The sequence below is a fragment of the Paenibacillus sp. J2R1T-4 genome (genome assembly GCF_059692235.1).
The window spans coordinates 579,640-595,398 of sequence record NZ_JCAUBA010000001.1 but is presented as its reverse complement, the minus strand read 5'-3'; the positions used below and the strand labels follow the sequence as shown (position 1 = coordinate 595,398).

Annotated in this window: 14 protein-coding genes; 11 read left to right on the top strand and 3 right to left on the bottom strand. The window is 46.4% G+C overall.

Annotated features, from left to right (window positions below):
- The first annotated feature begins 53 nt into the window (after nt 1-53).
- The 4 genes from metH (at nt 54) to murC (ending at nt 6,862) form a co-directional block, all read left to right on the top strand.
- Nucleotides 54-3,500 carry a methionine synthase gene (metH, locus tag AC58QD_RS02920; RefSeq protein WP_497329805.1) on the top strand — a complete coding sequence of 1,149 codons (3,447 nt, stop codon included), beginning with the start codon at nt 54-56 and terminating at the stop codon, nt 3,498-3,500.
- 41 nt (nt 3,501-3,541) lie between these two features.
- A complete protein-coding gene (gene rnz / locus AC58QD_RS02915) occupies nt 3,542-4,477 on the top strand; it encodes a ribonuclease Z (RefSeq protein WP_497329803.1) in 936 nt (311 codons plus the stop codon).
- 30 nt (nt 4,478-4,507) lie between these two features.
- Nucleotides 4,508-5,440: a DNA-3-methyladenine glycosylase 2 gene (locus AC58QD_RS02910; RefSeq protein ID WP_497329801.1), complete on the top strand. Its 933-nt coding sequence runs from the start codon at nt 4,508-4,510 to the stop codon at nt 5,438-5,440.
- A gap of 111 nt (nt 5,441-5,551) precedes the next feature.
- Nucleotides 5,552-6,862 (top strand): UDP-N-acetylmuramate--L-alanine ligase, encoded by a 1,311-nt coding sequence (gene murC, locus AC58QD_RS02905; protein ID WP_497329799.1) that lies wholly within the window; start codon nt 5,552-5,554, stop codon nt 6,860-6,862.
- Between the two features lie 99 nt (nt 6,863-6,961).
- On the opposite strand, the gene AC58QD_RS02900 is transcribed toward murC, so the two are convergent.
- Nucleotides 6,962-7,276: a heavy metal-binding domain-containing protein gene (locus tag AC58QD_RS02900; RefSeq protein ID WP_497329797.1), complete on the bottom strand. Its 315-nt coding sequence runs from the start codon at nt 7,274-7,276 to the stop codon at nt 6,962-6,964.
- A 167-nt stretch (nt 7,277-7,443) separates the two neighbouring features.
- On the opposite strand from AC58QD_RS02900, the gene AC58QD_RS02895 reads away from it, so the two are divergent.
- The 5 genes from AC58QD_RS02895 to AC58QD_RS02875 all read left to right on the top strand — a co-directional run bounded on the left by AC58QD_RS02895 (nt 7,444) and on the right by AC58QD_RS02875 (nt 11,436).
- On the top strand, nt 7,444-7,818 hold the full coding sequence (locus AC58QD_RS02895; RefSeq protein WP_497329795.1) for a CidA/LrgA family protein: 375 nt from the start codon (nt 7,444-7,446) through the stop codon (nt 7,816-7,818).
- Nucleotides 7,793-8,488, top strand: a complete 696-nt coding sequence (locus AC58QD_RS02890) for an LrgB family protein (RefSeq protein ID WP_497329793.1) — start codon at nt 7,793-7,795, stop codon at nt 8,486-8,488. Before AC58QD_RS02895 ends, AC58QD_RS02890 begins: the two co-directional genes overlap by 26 nt.
- Before the next feature lie 183 nt (nt 8,489-8,671).
- Complete coding sequence (locus AC58QD_RS02885) at nt 8,672-9,472, top strand: GNAT family N-acetyltransferase (protein WP_497329791.1); 801 nt, start codon at nt 8,672-8,674, stop codon at nt 9,470-9,472.
- 154 nt (nt 9,473-9,626) lie between these two features.
- The gene (locus AC58QD_RS02880; protein ID WP_497329789.1) at nt 9,627-10,448 is read left to right on the top strand and encodes a lysophospholipid acyltransferase family protein; all 822 of its coding nucleotides are present in this window, start codon (nt 9,627-9,629) and stop codon (nt 10,446-10,448) included.
- Nucleotides 10,449-10,473: 25 nt separating this feature from the next.
- On the top strand, nt 10,474-11,436 hold the full coding sequence (locus AC58QD_RS02875; RefSeq protein ID WP_497329787.1) for a metal-dependent hydrolase: 963 nt from the start codon (nt 10,474-10,476) through the stop codon (nt 11,434-11,436).
- 85 nt (nt 11,437-11,521) lie between these two features.
- On the opposite strand, the gene sufU is transcribed toward AC58QD_RS02875, so the two are convergent.
- The gene (gene sufU, locus AC58QD_RS02870) at nt 11,522-11,962 is read right to left on the bottom strand and encodes a Fe-S cluster assembly sulfur transfer protein SufU (RefSeq protein WP_497329785.1); all 441 of its coding nucleotides are present in this window, start codon (nt 11,960-11,962) and stop codon (nt 11,522-11,524) included.
- A gap of 227 nt (nt 11,963-12,189) precedes the next feature.
- Between sufU and AC58QD_RS02865 the strand changes: the two genes are divergently transcribed.
- Complete coding sequence (locus AC58QD_RS02865) at nt 12,190-12,393, top strand: hypothetical protein (RefSeq protein WP_497329783.1); 204 nt, start codon at nt 12,190-12,192, stop codon at nt 12,391-12,393.
- Between the two features lie 179 nt (nt 12,394-12,572).
- Here the strand turns inward: AC58QD_RS02865 and AC58QD_RS02860 are convergent, their stop codons facing one another.
- Nucleotides 12,573-13,169 (bottom strand): NADPH-dependent FMN reductase, encoded by a 597-nt coding sequence (locus tag AC58QD_RS02860; protein ID WP_497329781.1) that lies wholly within the window; start codon nt 13,167-13,169, stop codon nt 12,573-12,575.
- Between the two features lie 304 nt (nt 13,170-13,473).
- On the opposite strand from AC58QD_RS02860, the gene AC58QD_RS02855 reads away from it, so the two are divergent.
- Nucleotides 13,474-15,756, top strand: a complete 2,283-nt coding sequence (locus AC58QD_RS02855; protein ID WP_497329779.1) for a DEAD/DEAH box helicase — start codon at nt 13,474-13,476, stop codon at nt 15,754-15,756.
- Nucleotides 15,757-15,759 lie beyond the last annotated feature (3 nt).

Below are 15,759 nucleotides of genomic sequence, written 5' to 3'. Positions count from 1 at the left end.
GTTTAGAAATGTAATAGGACATATACAGATAAAGCTAAAAAGGAGAGGTTCGAATGGAAAAACTAGCACTAGCCGAACAATTGAAAAATAAAATTATGATTCTTGACGGTGCCATGGGTACGATGATTCAACAGGCGGATCTGTCAGAGGACGATTTCGGAGGAGCCGAATTCGACGGGTGTAACGAGCTGTTATGCGTGACACGTCCGGATGTTATTGCACGTATCCATGAGGAGTATCTGGAAGCGGGTGCAGACATACTCGAGACGAATACATTCGGATCTACGAGTGTTGTATTGGCTGAATATGATATTCCTGAGCGCGCAAGGGAGCTTAATCTGGCTGCTGCCAAGCTGGCTGTAGATGCAGCCCGGAAATTCTCCACACCAGAATGGCCGCGTTATGTCGCCGGGGCAATGGGACCCACAACGAAGACATTGTCCGTAACAGGCGGTGTTACGTTCGAGCAGCTGGTAGACAGCTATTACGAACAAGCGGTTGCCTTGATGGAGTGCGAAGTCGATGCTCTGCTTCTAGAGACATCCCAGGATACGTTGAATGTAAAGGCAGGCAGTATTGGAATCCGCAAAGCTTTTGAGACACTGGGTCGTGAGCTGCCCATAATGATCTCCGGAACGATTGAACCAATGGGAACTACACTGGCAGGTCAAAGTATTGAATCGTTCTATATTTCATTGGAGCACCTGAAGCCGATCTCTATCGGTCTTAACTGTGCTACAGGACCCGAATTCATGAAGGATCATATCCGATCTTTATCTGTGATTGCCAAGACTGCGGTTAGTTGTTATCCGAATGCGGGCTTACCGGATGAGAATGGACAATACCATGAATCACCTACTTCGCTAGCCATGAAGCTGGGCGGGTTTGCCGATCAAGGGTGGATCAATATTGCAGGCGGATGCTGCGGAACGACTCCAGAGCATATTCGTGCAATGGCCGAGACAATGAAAGCCTATAAGCCCCGTCCTCAGACAGGTGACCATCCCGCTGCAGTATCAGGTATTGAGACGGTGTATATTGAGCCCGAGAATCGCCCTTATATGGTCGGGGAGCGTACTAACATTTCCGGTTCACGTAAATTCAAGCGGCTCATCATGGAAGGGAAGTTCGAGGAAGCATCTGAGATCGCAAGAGCCCAGGTGAAGAACGGTGCTTATATCGTTGATATCAACTTGCAGGATACAGAGATCGACGAGTATTATGCGATGGAGAATTTCCTCCAGTTGGTCGTTAAGAAAGTGAAAGTTCCGCTAATGATCGATTCCACTTATGATCATATCATTGAGCTTGGACTCAAGCATTCCCAAGGGAAAGCGATTATTAACTCCATTAATCTTGAGGATGGGGAAGTGAAGTTCCAAGCCATTCTTCCTCTTATCCATCGGTATGGAGCTGCGGTAGTTGTGATCTTGATTGATGAGCGGGGACAAGCGGTATCACGGGAAGCGAAGCTGGAAGTTGCCACACGGTCTTATAACTTATTGGTGGACAAATACGGTCTCAATCCGGAAGATATTATATTCGATCCGAATATGTTCCCAATCGGCTCTGGGGATCCACAATATATTGGTTCCTCTGTTGAAACGATTGAAGGGATTCGCTTGATCAAGGAAGTGTTCCCCAAAGCGAAGACAATTCTGGGACTAAGCAACATTTCCTTCGGTTTACCACCTGCTGGACGGGAAGTGCTGAACTCTGTTTATTTGTACCATTGTACAAAGGCTGGCTTGGACTTCGCCATCGTGAATACGGAGAAGCTGGAGCGTTACGCCTCTATCCCGGATGAGGAGAAAAGACTTGCAGAAGATTTGATTTTTAATACGAATGATCAGACTCTCGCTGATTTTGTTGCCTTTTTCCGTGAGAAGAAGGTAGATAAGAAAGAAAAAATAAGCAACCTGACGCTGGAAGAACGTCTTGGTTCTTATGTAGTGGAAGGAACGAAGGAAGGCTTGATCCCTGACTTGGAAATCGCCCTGCAAACTTATTCCCCGCTTGAGGTCATTAACGGACCGCTTATGCGCGGGATGGAAGAGGTAGGACGATTATTCAACGGAAACGAGCTCATTGTCGCGGAAGTGCTGCAGAGCGCGGAAGTAATGAAGGCGTCTGTAGCCTATCTGGAACAATTCATGGAGCGTAACGAGAGTGCGGTTAAAGGGAAAATCCTGCTTGCAACTGTCAAAGGCGATGTGCATGATATCGGGAAAAACCTGGTTGAGATCATTCTGTCCAACAACGGCTACCAGATTATTAATCTAGGAATTAAGGTTCCGCCTGAGCAGCTAATCGAAGCCTATCGCAGGGAGAAGCCTGATGCAATTGGTCTCTCGGGCTTGCTAGTTAAATCTGCTCAGCAAATGGTCATAACCGCCCAGGATTTGAAGTCAGCTGGGATCGATGTTCCGATTCTTGTTGGAGGCGCTGCTCTTACTCGCAAATTTACAAGGACGCGGATCGCCCCGGAATATGACGGTTTGGTTGTGTACGCCAAGGATGCAATGGATGGCCTGGATATCGCCAATAAAATTAGCGATGTTGATATCCGGCAGAAGATGATTCAGGAATTAAGGGAAGCAATCCAATCCGATGTAATGGAAGCCGGCGCCAAGAAGAACGAAGCAGCCCCGGTACTCACTCGCGCCACACGTTCTGCCGTAGCGCGCGATCTTCCGGTGTATTTGCCGCCTGATCTGGAGCGTCATGTGCTCCGTGATTATCCGATTGATCATATTTTCCCTTATGTGAACTTGCAGACGCTTATTGGCCATCATCTAGGATTGAAAGGCAAGGTAGATCAATTGCTTGCAGCCAAGGATCCGAAGGCTGTGCATCTGCGAGAAGTTATTGAGGAGCTGTTCCTACAAGCCAAGAACACAGGCACATTACGGGCTCAAGGCATGTACCGCTTCTTTCCGGCGCAATCTGATGGGAATGACATTGTGATTTACGATCCGAAAGATAAGACTCAAGTGCTTCACCGCTTCAGCTTCCCGCGTCAAGACGTAGAGCCGTTCCTTTGCTTGGCCGATTTCTTACGCTCGGTAGATAGCGGGGAAATGGATTACGTAGGCTTCCTTGTTGTAACCGCAGGACAAGGAGTGCGCGATTTGGCGAACGAGTGGAAGGATAAGGGCGATTATTTGAGGTCACACGCTCTGCAGGCGTTAGCGCTTGAGATGGCGGAAGGCTTCGCTGAACGAGTCCATCACATGATGCGCGATGTATGGGGATATCCGGATTCTCCTGAACTAACCATGCAGCAGCGTTGGGGAGCCAGATATCAGGGCATCCGCGTATCCTTCGGTTATCCGGCTTGTCCGAACCTGGAAGATCAGGAACCCCTTTTCCGCTTGATGCAGCCCGAGGATATTGGGGTTGAGCTGACGGAGGGCTTCATGATGGAACCGGAAGCATCGGTAACCGCAATGGTGTTTGCCCATCCGGAAGCTCGTTATTTCAATGTTGATAAAGCTTAAAACTCAGGAAACTCAGGCCATTTGAAAAGGACTGTACCGCTATGGACCTTTACTTTCTCGGAACGGGCGCGGGTATGCCATCCAAAGAACGGAATGTAACGTCGATCGCGCTTCGTCTCTATGAGGAGCGGGGGACATTCTGGCTGTTCGACTGCGGAGAAGGCACCCAGCATCAGATTATGCGTTCGTCGCTCAAGCTCAGTAAGCTTGAATATATTTTCATTACGCATTTGCATGGAGATCATATCTATGGCTTACCGGGTTTGCTCTCCAGCCGGTCTAATCAAGGGGGAGACACTCCCCTTACCTTGTTCGGGCCCTCGGGCTTGAAGCAATTCATTGACTATGCGCTCGCCATAAGTCAAACCCACCTTACGTATGAGCTTAAGGTGGTGGAGATTGCCGAAGGGATCGTCTTCGCCGACGATCAATTCGAGGTGCGCGCGGCGGAGGTGGAACACCGCATCGCAAGCTTTGGGTACCGCGTCCGCGAGAGCGATCGTCCAGGCCGTCTGGACGAGGCGAAGCTCAGGACGCTCGGCGTCCCTGCCGGACCGCTGTACGGCAAGCTGAAGCGCGGCGAAGACGTCGCGCTTCCAGACGGCCGCACGCTGTGCGGTGCGGACTATGTCGGGGCGCCGATTCTCGGCCGCACCGTCGTAGTGATGGGCGACACGCGGCGCTGTGCAGCCGCTGTGGAGCTGGCCCGCGGCGCCGATGTGCTCGTGCACGAGGCGACTTTTGCAAGCGAGCTGGGCGAGCTGGCGCAGTTGTACTACCACACGACAGCAGCTGGTGCTGCGGGCGTGGCGGCGGAGGCGAACGTGAGTTCGCTGATTCTGACTCATATTAGCTCGAGGTATTCGAGTGATGGAGGTCAGTCTCTGCTCGAGGAGGCGAGGAGTATATTCCCGCGTACCGAGCTTGCCTTCGATCAGTCCTGTTATCCTGTCCCATCACCTGCTGAGCAGGAATAGCACAATCCTTTCAGTCAGGAGGAATCGTTCTTGTATACATTCCAACATCAGATTCGTCTAGAGCCTAAACCGCCTTATGACTTCGCCCGAATGATCAGCCGATTGCAAGGAGTCGGCCATGAGCTATACAGGCACGATAACGGCTCTCTCGTACGGACTATACGTGTTAAGAACCGTGTATATGGTGTAAGTATTCGCTCGGAAGGAAGCACGCTGCAACCGCTGCTGGTAGCTGATATTGCCGGCATTGGCAGTGATGAGGAGCTTATGCTTGTATCCCGCCATCTGCGTAGGATGTTATCATTGGATGCAGACCTAGACGGATTGTATGATAAACTGGAGCAAGATGATGGCTTGAAAGTGTTAGCTGACAAATATAACGGCTTTCGCTTCATCCTGGAATCCGATCCATTCGAGTGTATGGTAAAAACGATCATTGGCCAACAGCTCAATCTATCCTTTGCCGCTACGCTCACACGACGGTTGATCGAAACGGCATCAGAACCCTTCCTCATTCAAGGTCGGGAGCAATCGTACCCGGTATTTCCTTCTCCGGATCAGGTTGCTAATCTGAAGATCGAACAACTAAGAGCGCTGCAGTTCAGTGAGCGTAAAGCTGAATACGTTATTGGCTTCGCTCAAGAAGTCGCTCAGGGCTCATTGATTGTCGAAGCATCCGAGCTAGAAGAGCTTACGAATGAAGAGTTGATGGAACGGCTGATCCCACTAAGAGGTATAGGTCGGTGGACTGTTGAGTGCTTCCTGATGTTCGGCTTGGGACGTCCTGATCTGTTGCCAGCGGCTGATATCGGGCTGCGTAATGCACTGCGCAACCTATACAAGTTGGACCATCAACCAACAGAAGCAGAGGTTCGCGCCATCGGAGCTAATTGGTCTCCGTGGTCGAGCTATATCACTTACTATTTATGGGAAAGCTTGAATGAGAAAGGCCTTTACGGATAATGGTCAATAGGCTGATGCACAGTTCGAATTATTTTCATATACTGAGATCAAAGCTTGCTATCCGTTAGAACCACACATTCAACATACTTAATGAAGTCTGGAGGGATCCTCATGTCCAAGTTTCACATGATTGGGATCAAAGGGGCCGGTATGAGCGCATTAGCGCAAGTGCTGCATGATATGGGCCATGACGTTCAAGGGTCGGACGTAGACACTTACTTTTTTACACAGGCTCCGTTGGAGAAGAAGAACATTCGCATTCTGCCTTTCGATGAGAACCATATTACAGCATCGCCGGATCGTATTGTCATCGCTTCTAATGCGTTCAAGGACGATCATCCGGAAGTGGCGGCCAGCTTGGAGCTAGCAGTTCCTTATTATCGGTACCACAGCTTTCTGGGCGAGTGGATTCACAAATTCACTAGTGTAGCGGTAACCGGGGCGCATGGAAAAACGACCACAACCGGGATGATGGCTCACGTCTGCAAGGCGATTCAGCCTACCTCGTTCCTGATAGGGGATGGAACTGGAGCAGGAGTGCCTGATAGTACACATTTCATTTTTGAGAGCTGTGAGTATAGAAGGCATTTTCTTGCGTACTCACCGGACTATGCGATTATTACGAATATTGATTTCGATCACCCAGACTATTTCCGCGATATTGAAGATGTCACTTCGGCCTTTCAATCTATGGCAGATCAGGTTCGCAAGCATATAGTCGCATTTGGTGATGATGAGAATGTACGTTTGCTGCGTACCAAAGTACCCATCCTTCATTATGGTTTCAAGGAACAGAATGCTCTTCGGGCTGTTGATTTGCGTGTAGATGAGCAAGGGGTATCGTTTCAAGCCGTTCTATATGATAGCTCGCTAGGCAGATTTACGATCCCGGGTCATGGCAAACATAATATTCTCAATGCACTGGCTGTCATCGGCATTTGTGTGTTGGAGGATTTCAATTTAGATTTGGTTCGTGCTGAAATGGCTACCTTTGGCGGGGTCAAACGGAGATTTTCAGAGAAACACGTGGCAGGCAATGTCTTAATTGATGATTATGCCCACCACCCAACCGAAATTCGAGCCACTCTTGATGCAGTGAGAAGCAAGTATCCGGATCGCAAAGTAGTTTCAGTCTTCCAGCCCCATACGTATTCCCGATTGGAAAAGTTCATGGACGACTTCGCCCACTCCTTGTCGGAATCCGATGAAGTATATTTATGCGGCATTTTCGGTTCAGCTAGAGAAAATACAGGTAATATCTCAATTGATCATCTGATGGAGCGTATACCTTCCTCCAAGCTGATTTCTGAGAACGATATGGATGTATTGCGTGATTACTCGGATTGTGTACTCCTGTTCATGGGTGCCGGTGATGTGCACAAATATCAAGACAAATACGAAGAATCGATGTCGATTCGTTAATTTGTCTCTCCCCGGGTTAGTGCTGCCTAATGCAAAAACGGAAGTCTAGCTCTAGTGTGAGCCGATGACTTCCGTTTTTGCTTGAATTGGCTAACAAGCTTATTGAATTTTGACAGCTGTGCCGCTGACCGCTACCATTAACATCCCGTCACGGATCACTTCATAGTCGATGTCGACTCCGACAATAGCATTTGCTCCGAGACGTGATGCCGTGGAACGCAACTCGTCGAATGCTACTTCACGCGCTTCCTTCAGCTTGCTTTCGTATGCGCCAGAGCGTCCACCGACGATATCTGTAATAGAAGCAAAAAGATCGCGAACAATGTTTGCTCCCATAATGGCTTCACCAGTAACAATTGATACATATTCAACAATTTGTCTGCCTTCGATTGTAGGCGTGGTACTCATAATCATGGAAATTCCTCCTTGTAATGGGAAAATGTAAGGACACTGTACTAGGATACCCTTTTTTGTACGGAAAAAAAAGAAAAAAGTTGCAAGGTAGAATGGAATCGAAGAATGACTTTATATTGACGGGATTCGGTAAAAACGGCGCAGCTAACAATAGGGGGAATTAGGAAGTGAAAGGTCTGGCCATTTTGTTCGGCTTTCATTGGATTGGGACCATCATTCAGCAGCTATCCGGCATCCCGCTTCCGGGGAATGTTATAGGACTTGCTCTTTTCACTACAGCACTGTTCTGTAAATGGGTGAAGCTGGAATGGGTCGAAGAGAGCGCTCAGTTTATGTTGAAGCATATGACATTATTTTTTGCACCGATTATTGTGGGTACCATGGCCTTTATTCCTGTCATTATCCAGAATGGCATGCCAGTGTTGCTTAGTCTCATCTTCAGTACATTAGTTACATTATGGGTAGCTGGCTGGGTTACACAGCTTGGAAGCCGGTCGAAGAAGGAGGAACAGCAGCATGAATCCAATACATTGGGGAGCTAGTCCTTTATTCGGCGTGACCGTTACCATAATTGCCTATGCGTTGGCCTTATATTTACAATCGAAGTGGGCGAGGCTGCATGCTCTGTTCGTGTGCTGCTGCCTATTGTTCCTTGTCCTAGGACTAAGCGGAATATCGTATGACTCCTATCGGGTTGGCGGAGATTACCTGGTTTTTCTGCTCGGCCCTGCTACGGTGGCGCTCGGCGTACCCTTATATAAATATTCCAGTGTAATCATGAGAAGGTTGAAGGGTGTGCTAGTTGGAATAATAGCAGGCTCTTTGTGCGGGATGGCTTCCAGTGCATTATTTGTATGGCTTGCTGGCGGAGACCGAGAGCTGCTAATGACGATTTTGCCCAAATCCGTTACTTCGCCCATCTCGCTCGAGATTGCTCGTGTGTTGGGAGGAATCCCGGATCTTGCTGCCGTATTGACCGTCTTAACAGGATTGATCGGAAGCATGTTTGGGCCCTTATTTCTCCGGTATACGGGGATAAAGGACGACTTAGCCATCGGAACAGCTATGGGCACGGCATCGCATGGGATCGGAACCTCGAGAATTATTCGGGAGTCAGAATTGCAGGGAAGTGCAGGGGGATTCGCTATGGGAGCGGCTGGGTTGATCTCTACATTTGCCGCGATACCTATTTATTATTGGCTGCAGCCTTAATAGGAACGAATTATGGAATTGAAGCTTAGTTTGGAATAAAAAACAACCAGGACCTTGCCGTTTCAATATGGCTTGGTCTTTTTTTGCTGCGATCAATGTGTTAAAACACAACAAAATCATTACAACAAGAAAATATCAACTTAACGTTCGGCGGTTACACTGAAGACAGCAAGAAGGAAGTGCATGACACTAGAGATGAAGGGCGTGGTGTTCATGAGTCAAACAGAGGAATTGATACAGGTCGGGGCGGCGGAATTCATAGTGAAGTTAGCTGAATGTGAGGAAGAAGTATATAAGGCTATGCGATTACGTTATGAGGTGTTTGTAGAAGAGGAGGACAACAGGTTCTTGATGAATCCCCTTCGCTTGGAACAAGACCGTTACGATCCGTTCTGTGACCATTTAATAGTGCAAGAGGTTGGAACCGGGCGAGTCGTTGGAACCTATCGACTGCTTCCAGGAAAGCGGGCCGATGAAGGAATAGGTTTTTACTCAGAGTCTGAGTTTGATTTGTCTGGTCTTTGTACCATAACCAGTCAAACCTTGGAGCTCGGGCGCAGCTGTGTAGCGCCAGCATACCGAAACGGCAAAGTAATTGAGCTTCTGTGGGAAGGAATCGCTCTTTATATTGATCAATATCATTATGACTACATGATAGGCTGTGCAAGTATTCATGTATCTGATCTTCAGCAGTTGAATGAAATATATACTCTGCTGAGAAATAAGGGAGTGATTACAGACCGTTTCGAAGTCAAACCATTAGAATCTCACTGTATAGAGGGACTAGAGCTGCTGGATGATTTACCGAATGAGAAGAAGGTGTTTCGAGGGCTCCCCCCGTTAATAAAAGGTTATCAACGGCTCGGGGCAGAAATTGGGGGTGCGCCTGCCTACGATCCTTTTTTTAAAACCGTGGATTTTTTGATTATTCTTGAACGCAGTAAGGTAACGAAGCGATATAAGCGGCATTTCATGCCTGTTTAGACTCCAATGTCAATAAGGCTAATGAGGAAGAGGAGCTGGCTAAATAGAAATGTACGAATGGATTGGTCGCTGGACGAGCGGGAGAAGCTTATTATTTCGGATTGTGCGGTACTTCGTCGCAAAGCTGCCATTGTGGGTCTCTTACGGATTTTGTGTGTTTACAGCATCGTTAGTATTCAAGAGTCAAAAAAAGTTACACCGTACAATTGAACATAATATACAACTATTACTTGGGCCATTTACAAGGAACGAAGTTCGTCTTCTTGTAAATGAATACTCTCGAAATCTGGTTCTCACTTTATTCGAGCTATTATTCCTCTCCGATAGACTTAATCAGCAGAAGAACGAATGGAATCCTTTTGTTACGATATCAGGCGAAAATAACTTAAAAGGTTCCGTTGCAAATGGAAAAGGTGCTATTGTCTTTGCACCGCATGTCGGTAATTTTTTCATCTACTACTGGTATTTATGTAAGCATTACGATTGTTTAGCAGTAGCGACGGCTAGTAGCGCGGAACTGCGGCCAATATACGAGAGGTTTGCAGCGATTGGGTGCAAGGGATTGGATTACGATCAGACGCCTCCTCTGGAAATGATTCGCAAGTTGAAGAGACACTTACAAAGTGGCGGTATAGTGTTTTTAATGGGAGATTTTTATAGATCTTCCTTTCCAGAAGCAACATTTTTCGGAAGGAATACATGTTCACCTCGCGGTGCAGCAATGCTTGCTCTCCAATTAGATGTGCCAATCATTCCCATGGTGAGTCATCGAGTCAAACAGTTTACCCATAGTATTCAATTCCAACGATCGATTAATCTCCGGGATCGGTTTGCAATCAATGAGCTTCGTGAAGCAACAGAAAGCCTTAATTGTTGGATGGAGCAGGTAATAAGGGAACAGCCCAGTGATTGGTTTTATTGGTTTCAGGTTGAGGAACGATGGGTCGGTCTGCAAGGAGTGCTTAATTTAAAGTGAATATCAACATGTTGGAGGTTTAAGTATGGACACAGGAAGCCATTTGCTTTTCGGTACAACTCTTGCTGGTTTGGCATTCATTGATCCGGTTGTAGCTAATCATCCCAGTTTATTTTATGCCGTTTTGGTTGGAACTTTAATAGGATCACACGCACCCGATTTTGATACGTTAACAAGGTTGAAAAGCTATTCCGCCTATATTCGACTCCACCGGGGAATAACACATTCGATTCCGGCAATGTTTTTTTGGCCTATTGTTATAGCTGCTCCACTAGCTTTTGCTTTCGGAGAGACACATCACTTGCTGCATCTGTATTTATGGACGATGTTAGCTGTTATTTTTCATGTGTTTCTTGATTTGTTTAATGCCTATGGGGTTCAATGTTTACGTCCTTTTTCCTCAAAATGGAAACATTTGGACACCTTAGCTTTGTTTGACCCTTTTCTTGGAATTCTTCATGTGACAGGAGTAGGGATGTGGCTGTTAACGAATCTGCCAGCGGCTAGCTTGTTCAGTACGATATATCTACTCACCTTCTTATATATTTCGGTTCGATATTGGCATCACAGGCAGGTTATCAGCCGCATCCGGCAAGAGCTGTGTTTAAAAGGGATTTGCAAGCTTGTACCGAGTTTGAACTGGTTTAAGTGGCAGTTCATTCTGGATGCGGAAAATAGTTACTATACGGGTAGTGTGGATTACAGGAAGGTACGATTAGAAGCCGTTTATGAAAAAAATCAAAGTCATTTTGTCATTGAAGCTTCAAAAGGTACGGATGGAGTAAGGGCATTCCTGAAATTTGCCCAAAACATCCATGTAAGCTTCCGGGAACGAGAAGATGGGTACGAAGTACAATGGAGAGATGTACGGTTTTGGCACAAACAGAACATGCCTTTTGGGGCGGATGTAAGTCTTGACCGTAATCTGAAAGTAACGAGTGATCGAGTAGGTTGGAATAAAAAATATTGGGACCCTCCTTACGTATAGAAGAAATACAAAAACTCCCGAATCTCTGAATGTACTCTGAGATTTGGGAGTTATCATACTAGTTAACAATTGCTAAGGATGTCTGTTATTGTTCATTTCGCTGAAGTGCTTTCTCTAGCCCATTCCATCCAAGCAGGGAACAGTTATGGCGTGCACGCAGCTTATGGACACCTGACAAAGACAGCGCATCACCAAGCTCTTCTTCGTCTTCCGGAAGCTCGCCTTTCTTGATCATGTTATTGAACAAAGCGATCGTATGCTTAGCTTCTTCCACCGTCCTGCCTTTAACCAAATCGGTCATCATGGAACAGGAAGCCATACTGATCGAGCAGCCTTCGCCCTCGAATTTAATGTCCTTAATCTTGTTGTTCTCGTCAATGTTCATGTATAAAACCATAACATCGCCGCATGTCGGGTTTTTATATGGGAGCTGCAGCGAGCCTTCATCCGTCAGCTTGCCTTTGTTATGTGGTTTTTTATAATGGTCCATAACAATTTGTTTGTATAAGTTCTCAAGCACAATCATTCACCTCTGACCAAAGAATAGGAGTATTACGTTTAGCATGTTCTTTTATTGTACTATAATACGGAATTGATTGGAACTGACAACTCAATAAAGCTACAGCGATTAAGAATAGAACGAATGAAACGGGGTAAATTAAACCAATCATGCTGCTATTTTCAACGCTTCAATGCTTATCAAGTACAGTGGTTCGACACACACTAGGTCAATGTTTAAGGAGGATCTTTTCCATGGACAACGGACAATCCTATATGGCGAATACGAATGAGAATTGGGGCTTGGATGCTCTCTCATCTACTGCAAAGTCGACAAGCGATGTTCAAAAAGTTCTTCAGCAATTGTCAGCATCTGAAAGAGAATACCAAGAGGGCCAGCATCCATATGTATATGAGGACGGAATTCGATACGATTATGATGACGCACCTGATGTGTAGCGAGCTCCTGCGCATCCTTCGCAAGACCAATACTTTCCCGGGAAAGCGCAGGAAACGACAAAATAACCTGTCTCCGATCTGACTGGCCACTCTCTTGCTCAAGAGGGTGGACATGTCCTGGAGACAGGTTAATTTGTAGTTAATTGAAACCAGTCATGCTATAAGAGTGTTAATCGATCTTATCGCAAAGTTTTTAATGCTCCGCTCCAAGCAACCACTTGATTAAGCATAGCATTAACATTTTCAATATGCATCTCAGCCGGTTTGAAAACACTATAGTTTTCAAAATCTGTAAATAAGGACAAAGTAGGATGCACACGAACGTCCGCAACTAGCAACTCTCCTAGTATTCCACGCAAATGCTCTGCTGCACGAGCCCCGCCTGTTGAACCATAACTTACGATACCAGCTGACTTATTGTTCCATTCCTCGCGCGCTGAATCAAGTGCGTTTTTTAGTGCTCCAGTAATGCTGTGATTGTATTCTTGAACAATGAACACAAAAGCATCCAAGCTGGCAAGCTTTTCAGGCCAAGCTTTTAATCCTGGTTCTTGACCGGTACCTTCTCCTAAGAATGGTAATTTGAAGTCCGCAATATCTACGATTTCATAATTTGCATCTCCGCGTTTGTCAGCAATTTCTTTTACCCATTGTCCTACTTGTGGACTTACACGTCCTTGACGTGTGCTTCCTAATATAATTCCGATATTTAGCTTTGTCATTGTTTGTTCCTCCTGATTAGTTGATCTACCAAATAGTTTGTCCAAAATCCCCATGATGCACCGCCTAGAAAATTATGTTTTATCATCATTAGTAACGAATACTCATCCCTAAACAGCTGCCATTTTAATAACTTCCCTTCTGACTTATTTTGAATGGTATGAGATATACAATACACTATTTAATATTTAATTACAATACATTATTAACTTACTATTAATTCCTTGATTACAACTAATTATATAATAATTAAAATGCAAAGTTTATTAATCTATATAAAGTCGGTTGTCATACGAACATATATTCTGTACAATAAGATCATAATTTCTAAATGGATTTTTGGGCAGGGAGAAGATTTGGGTGAACCGCATAACAGGAAAAATATCCACGATGGACGAGATGATCGATTTAATTAAACGAACCCCGGAGCTGATGAATCAAGTAACTCACTGGCGCACCATTCCTCCACGTGAAGCTGCTTATGCCGATTTTCCGGATCGCGTTCACTATGCCATTCAACAAGCCTTGAAAGAACGGGGAATCTCTCGATTATATACACATCAAGCTATGACCTTCGAGGAAGCCGATAAGGGCAGGCATGTTGTAACGGTTACCCCGACGGCTTCAGGCAAGACGCTATGTTACAATTTGCCAGTGCTGCAGCGTATATTGGAGGATGACAGCTCGAGGGCGCTCTATATGTTCCCGACGAAGGCGCTCGCTCAGGACCAGGTAGCCGAGCTCCACGAGATGGTTAACGCCATGGGAGTCGACATTAAATCCCATACCTATGACGGGGACACACCCCCCACTGTTCGACAGGCCATTCGCAATGCAGGGCATATTGTAGTGACGAATCCCGATATGCTGCATTCTGCTATATTGCCTCATCACACCAAATGGGTGAAGCTGTTCGAGAACTTGAAATATATCGTAATTGATGAAGTACATAGTTATCGGGGAGTGTTCGGAAGCCATGTCGCTAATGTCATTCGACGATTAAAGAGAATATGCCGTTTTTACGGCTCTAACCCACAATTCATCTGCGCATCTGCTACGATTGATAACCCACAGGAGCATGCAGAGGCATTGATAGGCGAGCGCGTCGCGCTTATAGATCGGAATGGGGCGCCGGCCGGAGAGAAACATTTCGTGTTCTATAATCCACCGGTTGTTAATCAACAGCTCGGGATTCGCAAGAGCAGTGTTCTGGAGACGAAGAAAATTGCAGGAACCTTACTCAAGAACGATATTCAGACCATAGTATTTGCCCGAAGCCGTGTTCGGGTGGAGCTATTGTTAACGTATCTGCAGGATCTTGTAAAGCATGAACTGGGAACGAAGTCGATACGAGGATACCGAGGAGGTTATTTACCCAATCTTCGCAGAGAGATTGAGCGGGGACTTCGTAATGGAGAAATTCGCGGTGTTGTAAGTACAAATGCGCTTGAGCTCGGCATTGATATTGGCCAACTGCAGGCTTGTGTACTAAATGGATATCCTGGCTCTATAGCCAGCACATGGCAGCAATCTGGACGGGCAGGGAGACGACAGGAAAGCTCGATTACGTTTCTTGTGGCAAGCAGCAATCCATTGGATCAATATGTGATCCAGAACCCGCAGTATTTCTTCGAGCGTTCTCCCGAGCGCGCACTAATTTTACCCGACAACCTCATTATCCTCATGGATCATGTCAAATGTGCGTCATATGAATTGCCTTTTGAAGCCGGAGAGCGTTTCGGTGAGGAGCCGCTGGAAGATATTCTGGAGTTTCTCGCTGAAGAGAAGATCCTGCATAAGGTTCAAGGCAGGTGGTATTGGATGGAGCAATCGTTTCCCGCTCATGACATCTCACTTCGTTCGGCTGCGCAGGAGAATTTCATTATTATCGATAAGACCAATGGCAGCAGAGTATTAGGCGAAGTGGACCGGTTCGGAGCGCCTACACTTATTCATGAGGAAGCGATTTATTTACATGAAGGGGTTCAATATCAAGTAGAGAAGCTGGATTATGAGGAGAAGAAAGCTTATGTCCGTGAAGTCAATGTAGACTATTTCACAGACGCGAACCTTGCTGTGCAACTGAAAGTATTACAGACGCATAGGGATAAGTCGGGTGACGGGGTATCCATTCAATACGGGGAAGTAACGATTAATGCAAAAGCAACCATATTCAAGAAGCTTAGACTCCGAACCCATGAGAATATTGGTTCAGGGCCGATTCACTTGCCAGAAGAGGAGCTGCATACGAACGCATACTGGTTCACACTAGAGGAAGAAGCGACAAAAGGGATGACGACCAACGATCTTCAATTCGCTTTGCTCGGGCTCTCTAATGTTCTCGTTCATCTGGCACCGCTGTATTTGATGTGTGACCCGCAGGATATTCGTGTAGTGCCTCAGGTGAAAGCTGTGCACGATAGAAAGCCTACTGTATTCCTCTATGACCGTTATCCTGGCGGTGTTGGGTTAAGCGAGAGGCTGTATGACTTGCACGAGGAGCTGCTGAGCCGTTCTGAGGATCTGATTGCAGGCTGTGGATGTATTAGCGGTTGCCCTGCCTGTGTAGGGCCAATTGAAGAGGTTGGATTGACCGGAAAGCAGATGGCGATTGAACTGTTGAACCGAATGAAGGAGGTGTGATCA

What these genes read in the sequence shown, in the direction of transcription:
- metH (WP_497329805.1), top strand. Translation starts at nt 54, where the DNA reads ATGGAAAAACTAGCACTAGCCGAACAATTGAAAAATAAAATTATGATT.
- rnz (WP_497329803.1), top strand. Translation starts at nt 3,542, where the DNA reads ATGGACCTTTACTTTCTCGGAACGGGCGCGGGTATGCCATCCAAAGAA.
- murC (WP_497329799.1), top strand. Translation starts at nt 5,552, where the DNA reads ATGTCCAAGTTTCACATGATTGGGATCAAAGGGGCCGGTATGAGCGCA.
- AC58QD_RS02900 (WP_497329797.1), bottom strand. Translation starts at nt 7,276, where the DNA reads ATGATTATGAGTACCACGCCTACAATCGAAGGCAGACAAATTGTTGAA.
- AC58QD_RS02890 (WP_497329793.1), top strand. Translation starts at nt 7,793, where the DNA reads ATGAATCCAATACATTGGGGAGCTAGTCCTTTATTCGGCGTGACCGTT.
- AC58QD_RS02885 (WP_497329791.1), top strand. Translation starts at nt 8,672, where the DNA reads ATGACACTAGAGATGAAGGGCGTGGTGTTCATGAGTCAAACAGAGGAA.
- AC58QD_RS02875 (WP_497329787.1), top strand. Translation starts at nt 10,474, where the DNA reads ATGGACACAGGAAGCCATTTGCTTTTCGGTACAACTCTTGCTGGTTTG.
- sufU (WP_497329785.1), bottom strand. Translation starts at nt 11,962, where the DNA reads ATGATTGTGCTTGAGAACTTATACAAACAAATTGTTATGGACCATTAT.
- AC58QD_RS02865 (WP_497329783.1), top strand. Translation starts at nt 12,190, where the DNA reads ATGGACAACGGACAATCCTATATGGCGAATACGAATGAGAATTGGGGC.
- AC58QD_RS02860 (WP_497329781.1), bottom strand. Translation starts at nt 13,169, where the DNA reads ATGGGGATTTTGGACAAACTATTTGGTAGATCAACTAATCAGGAGGAA.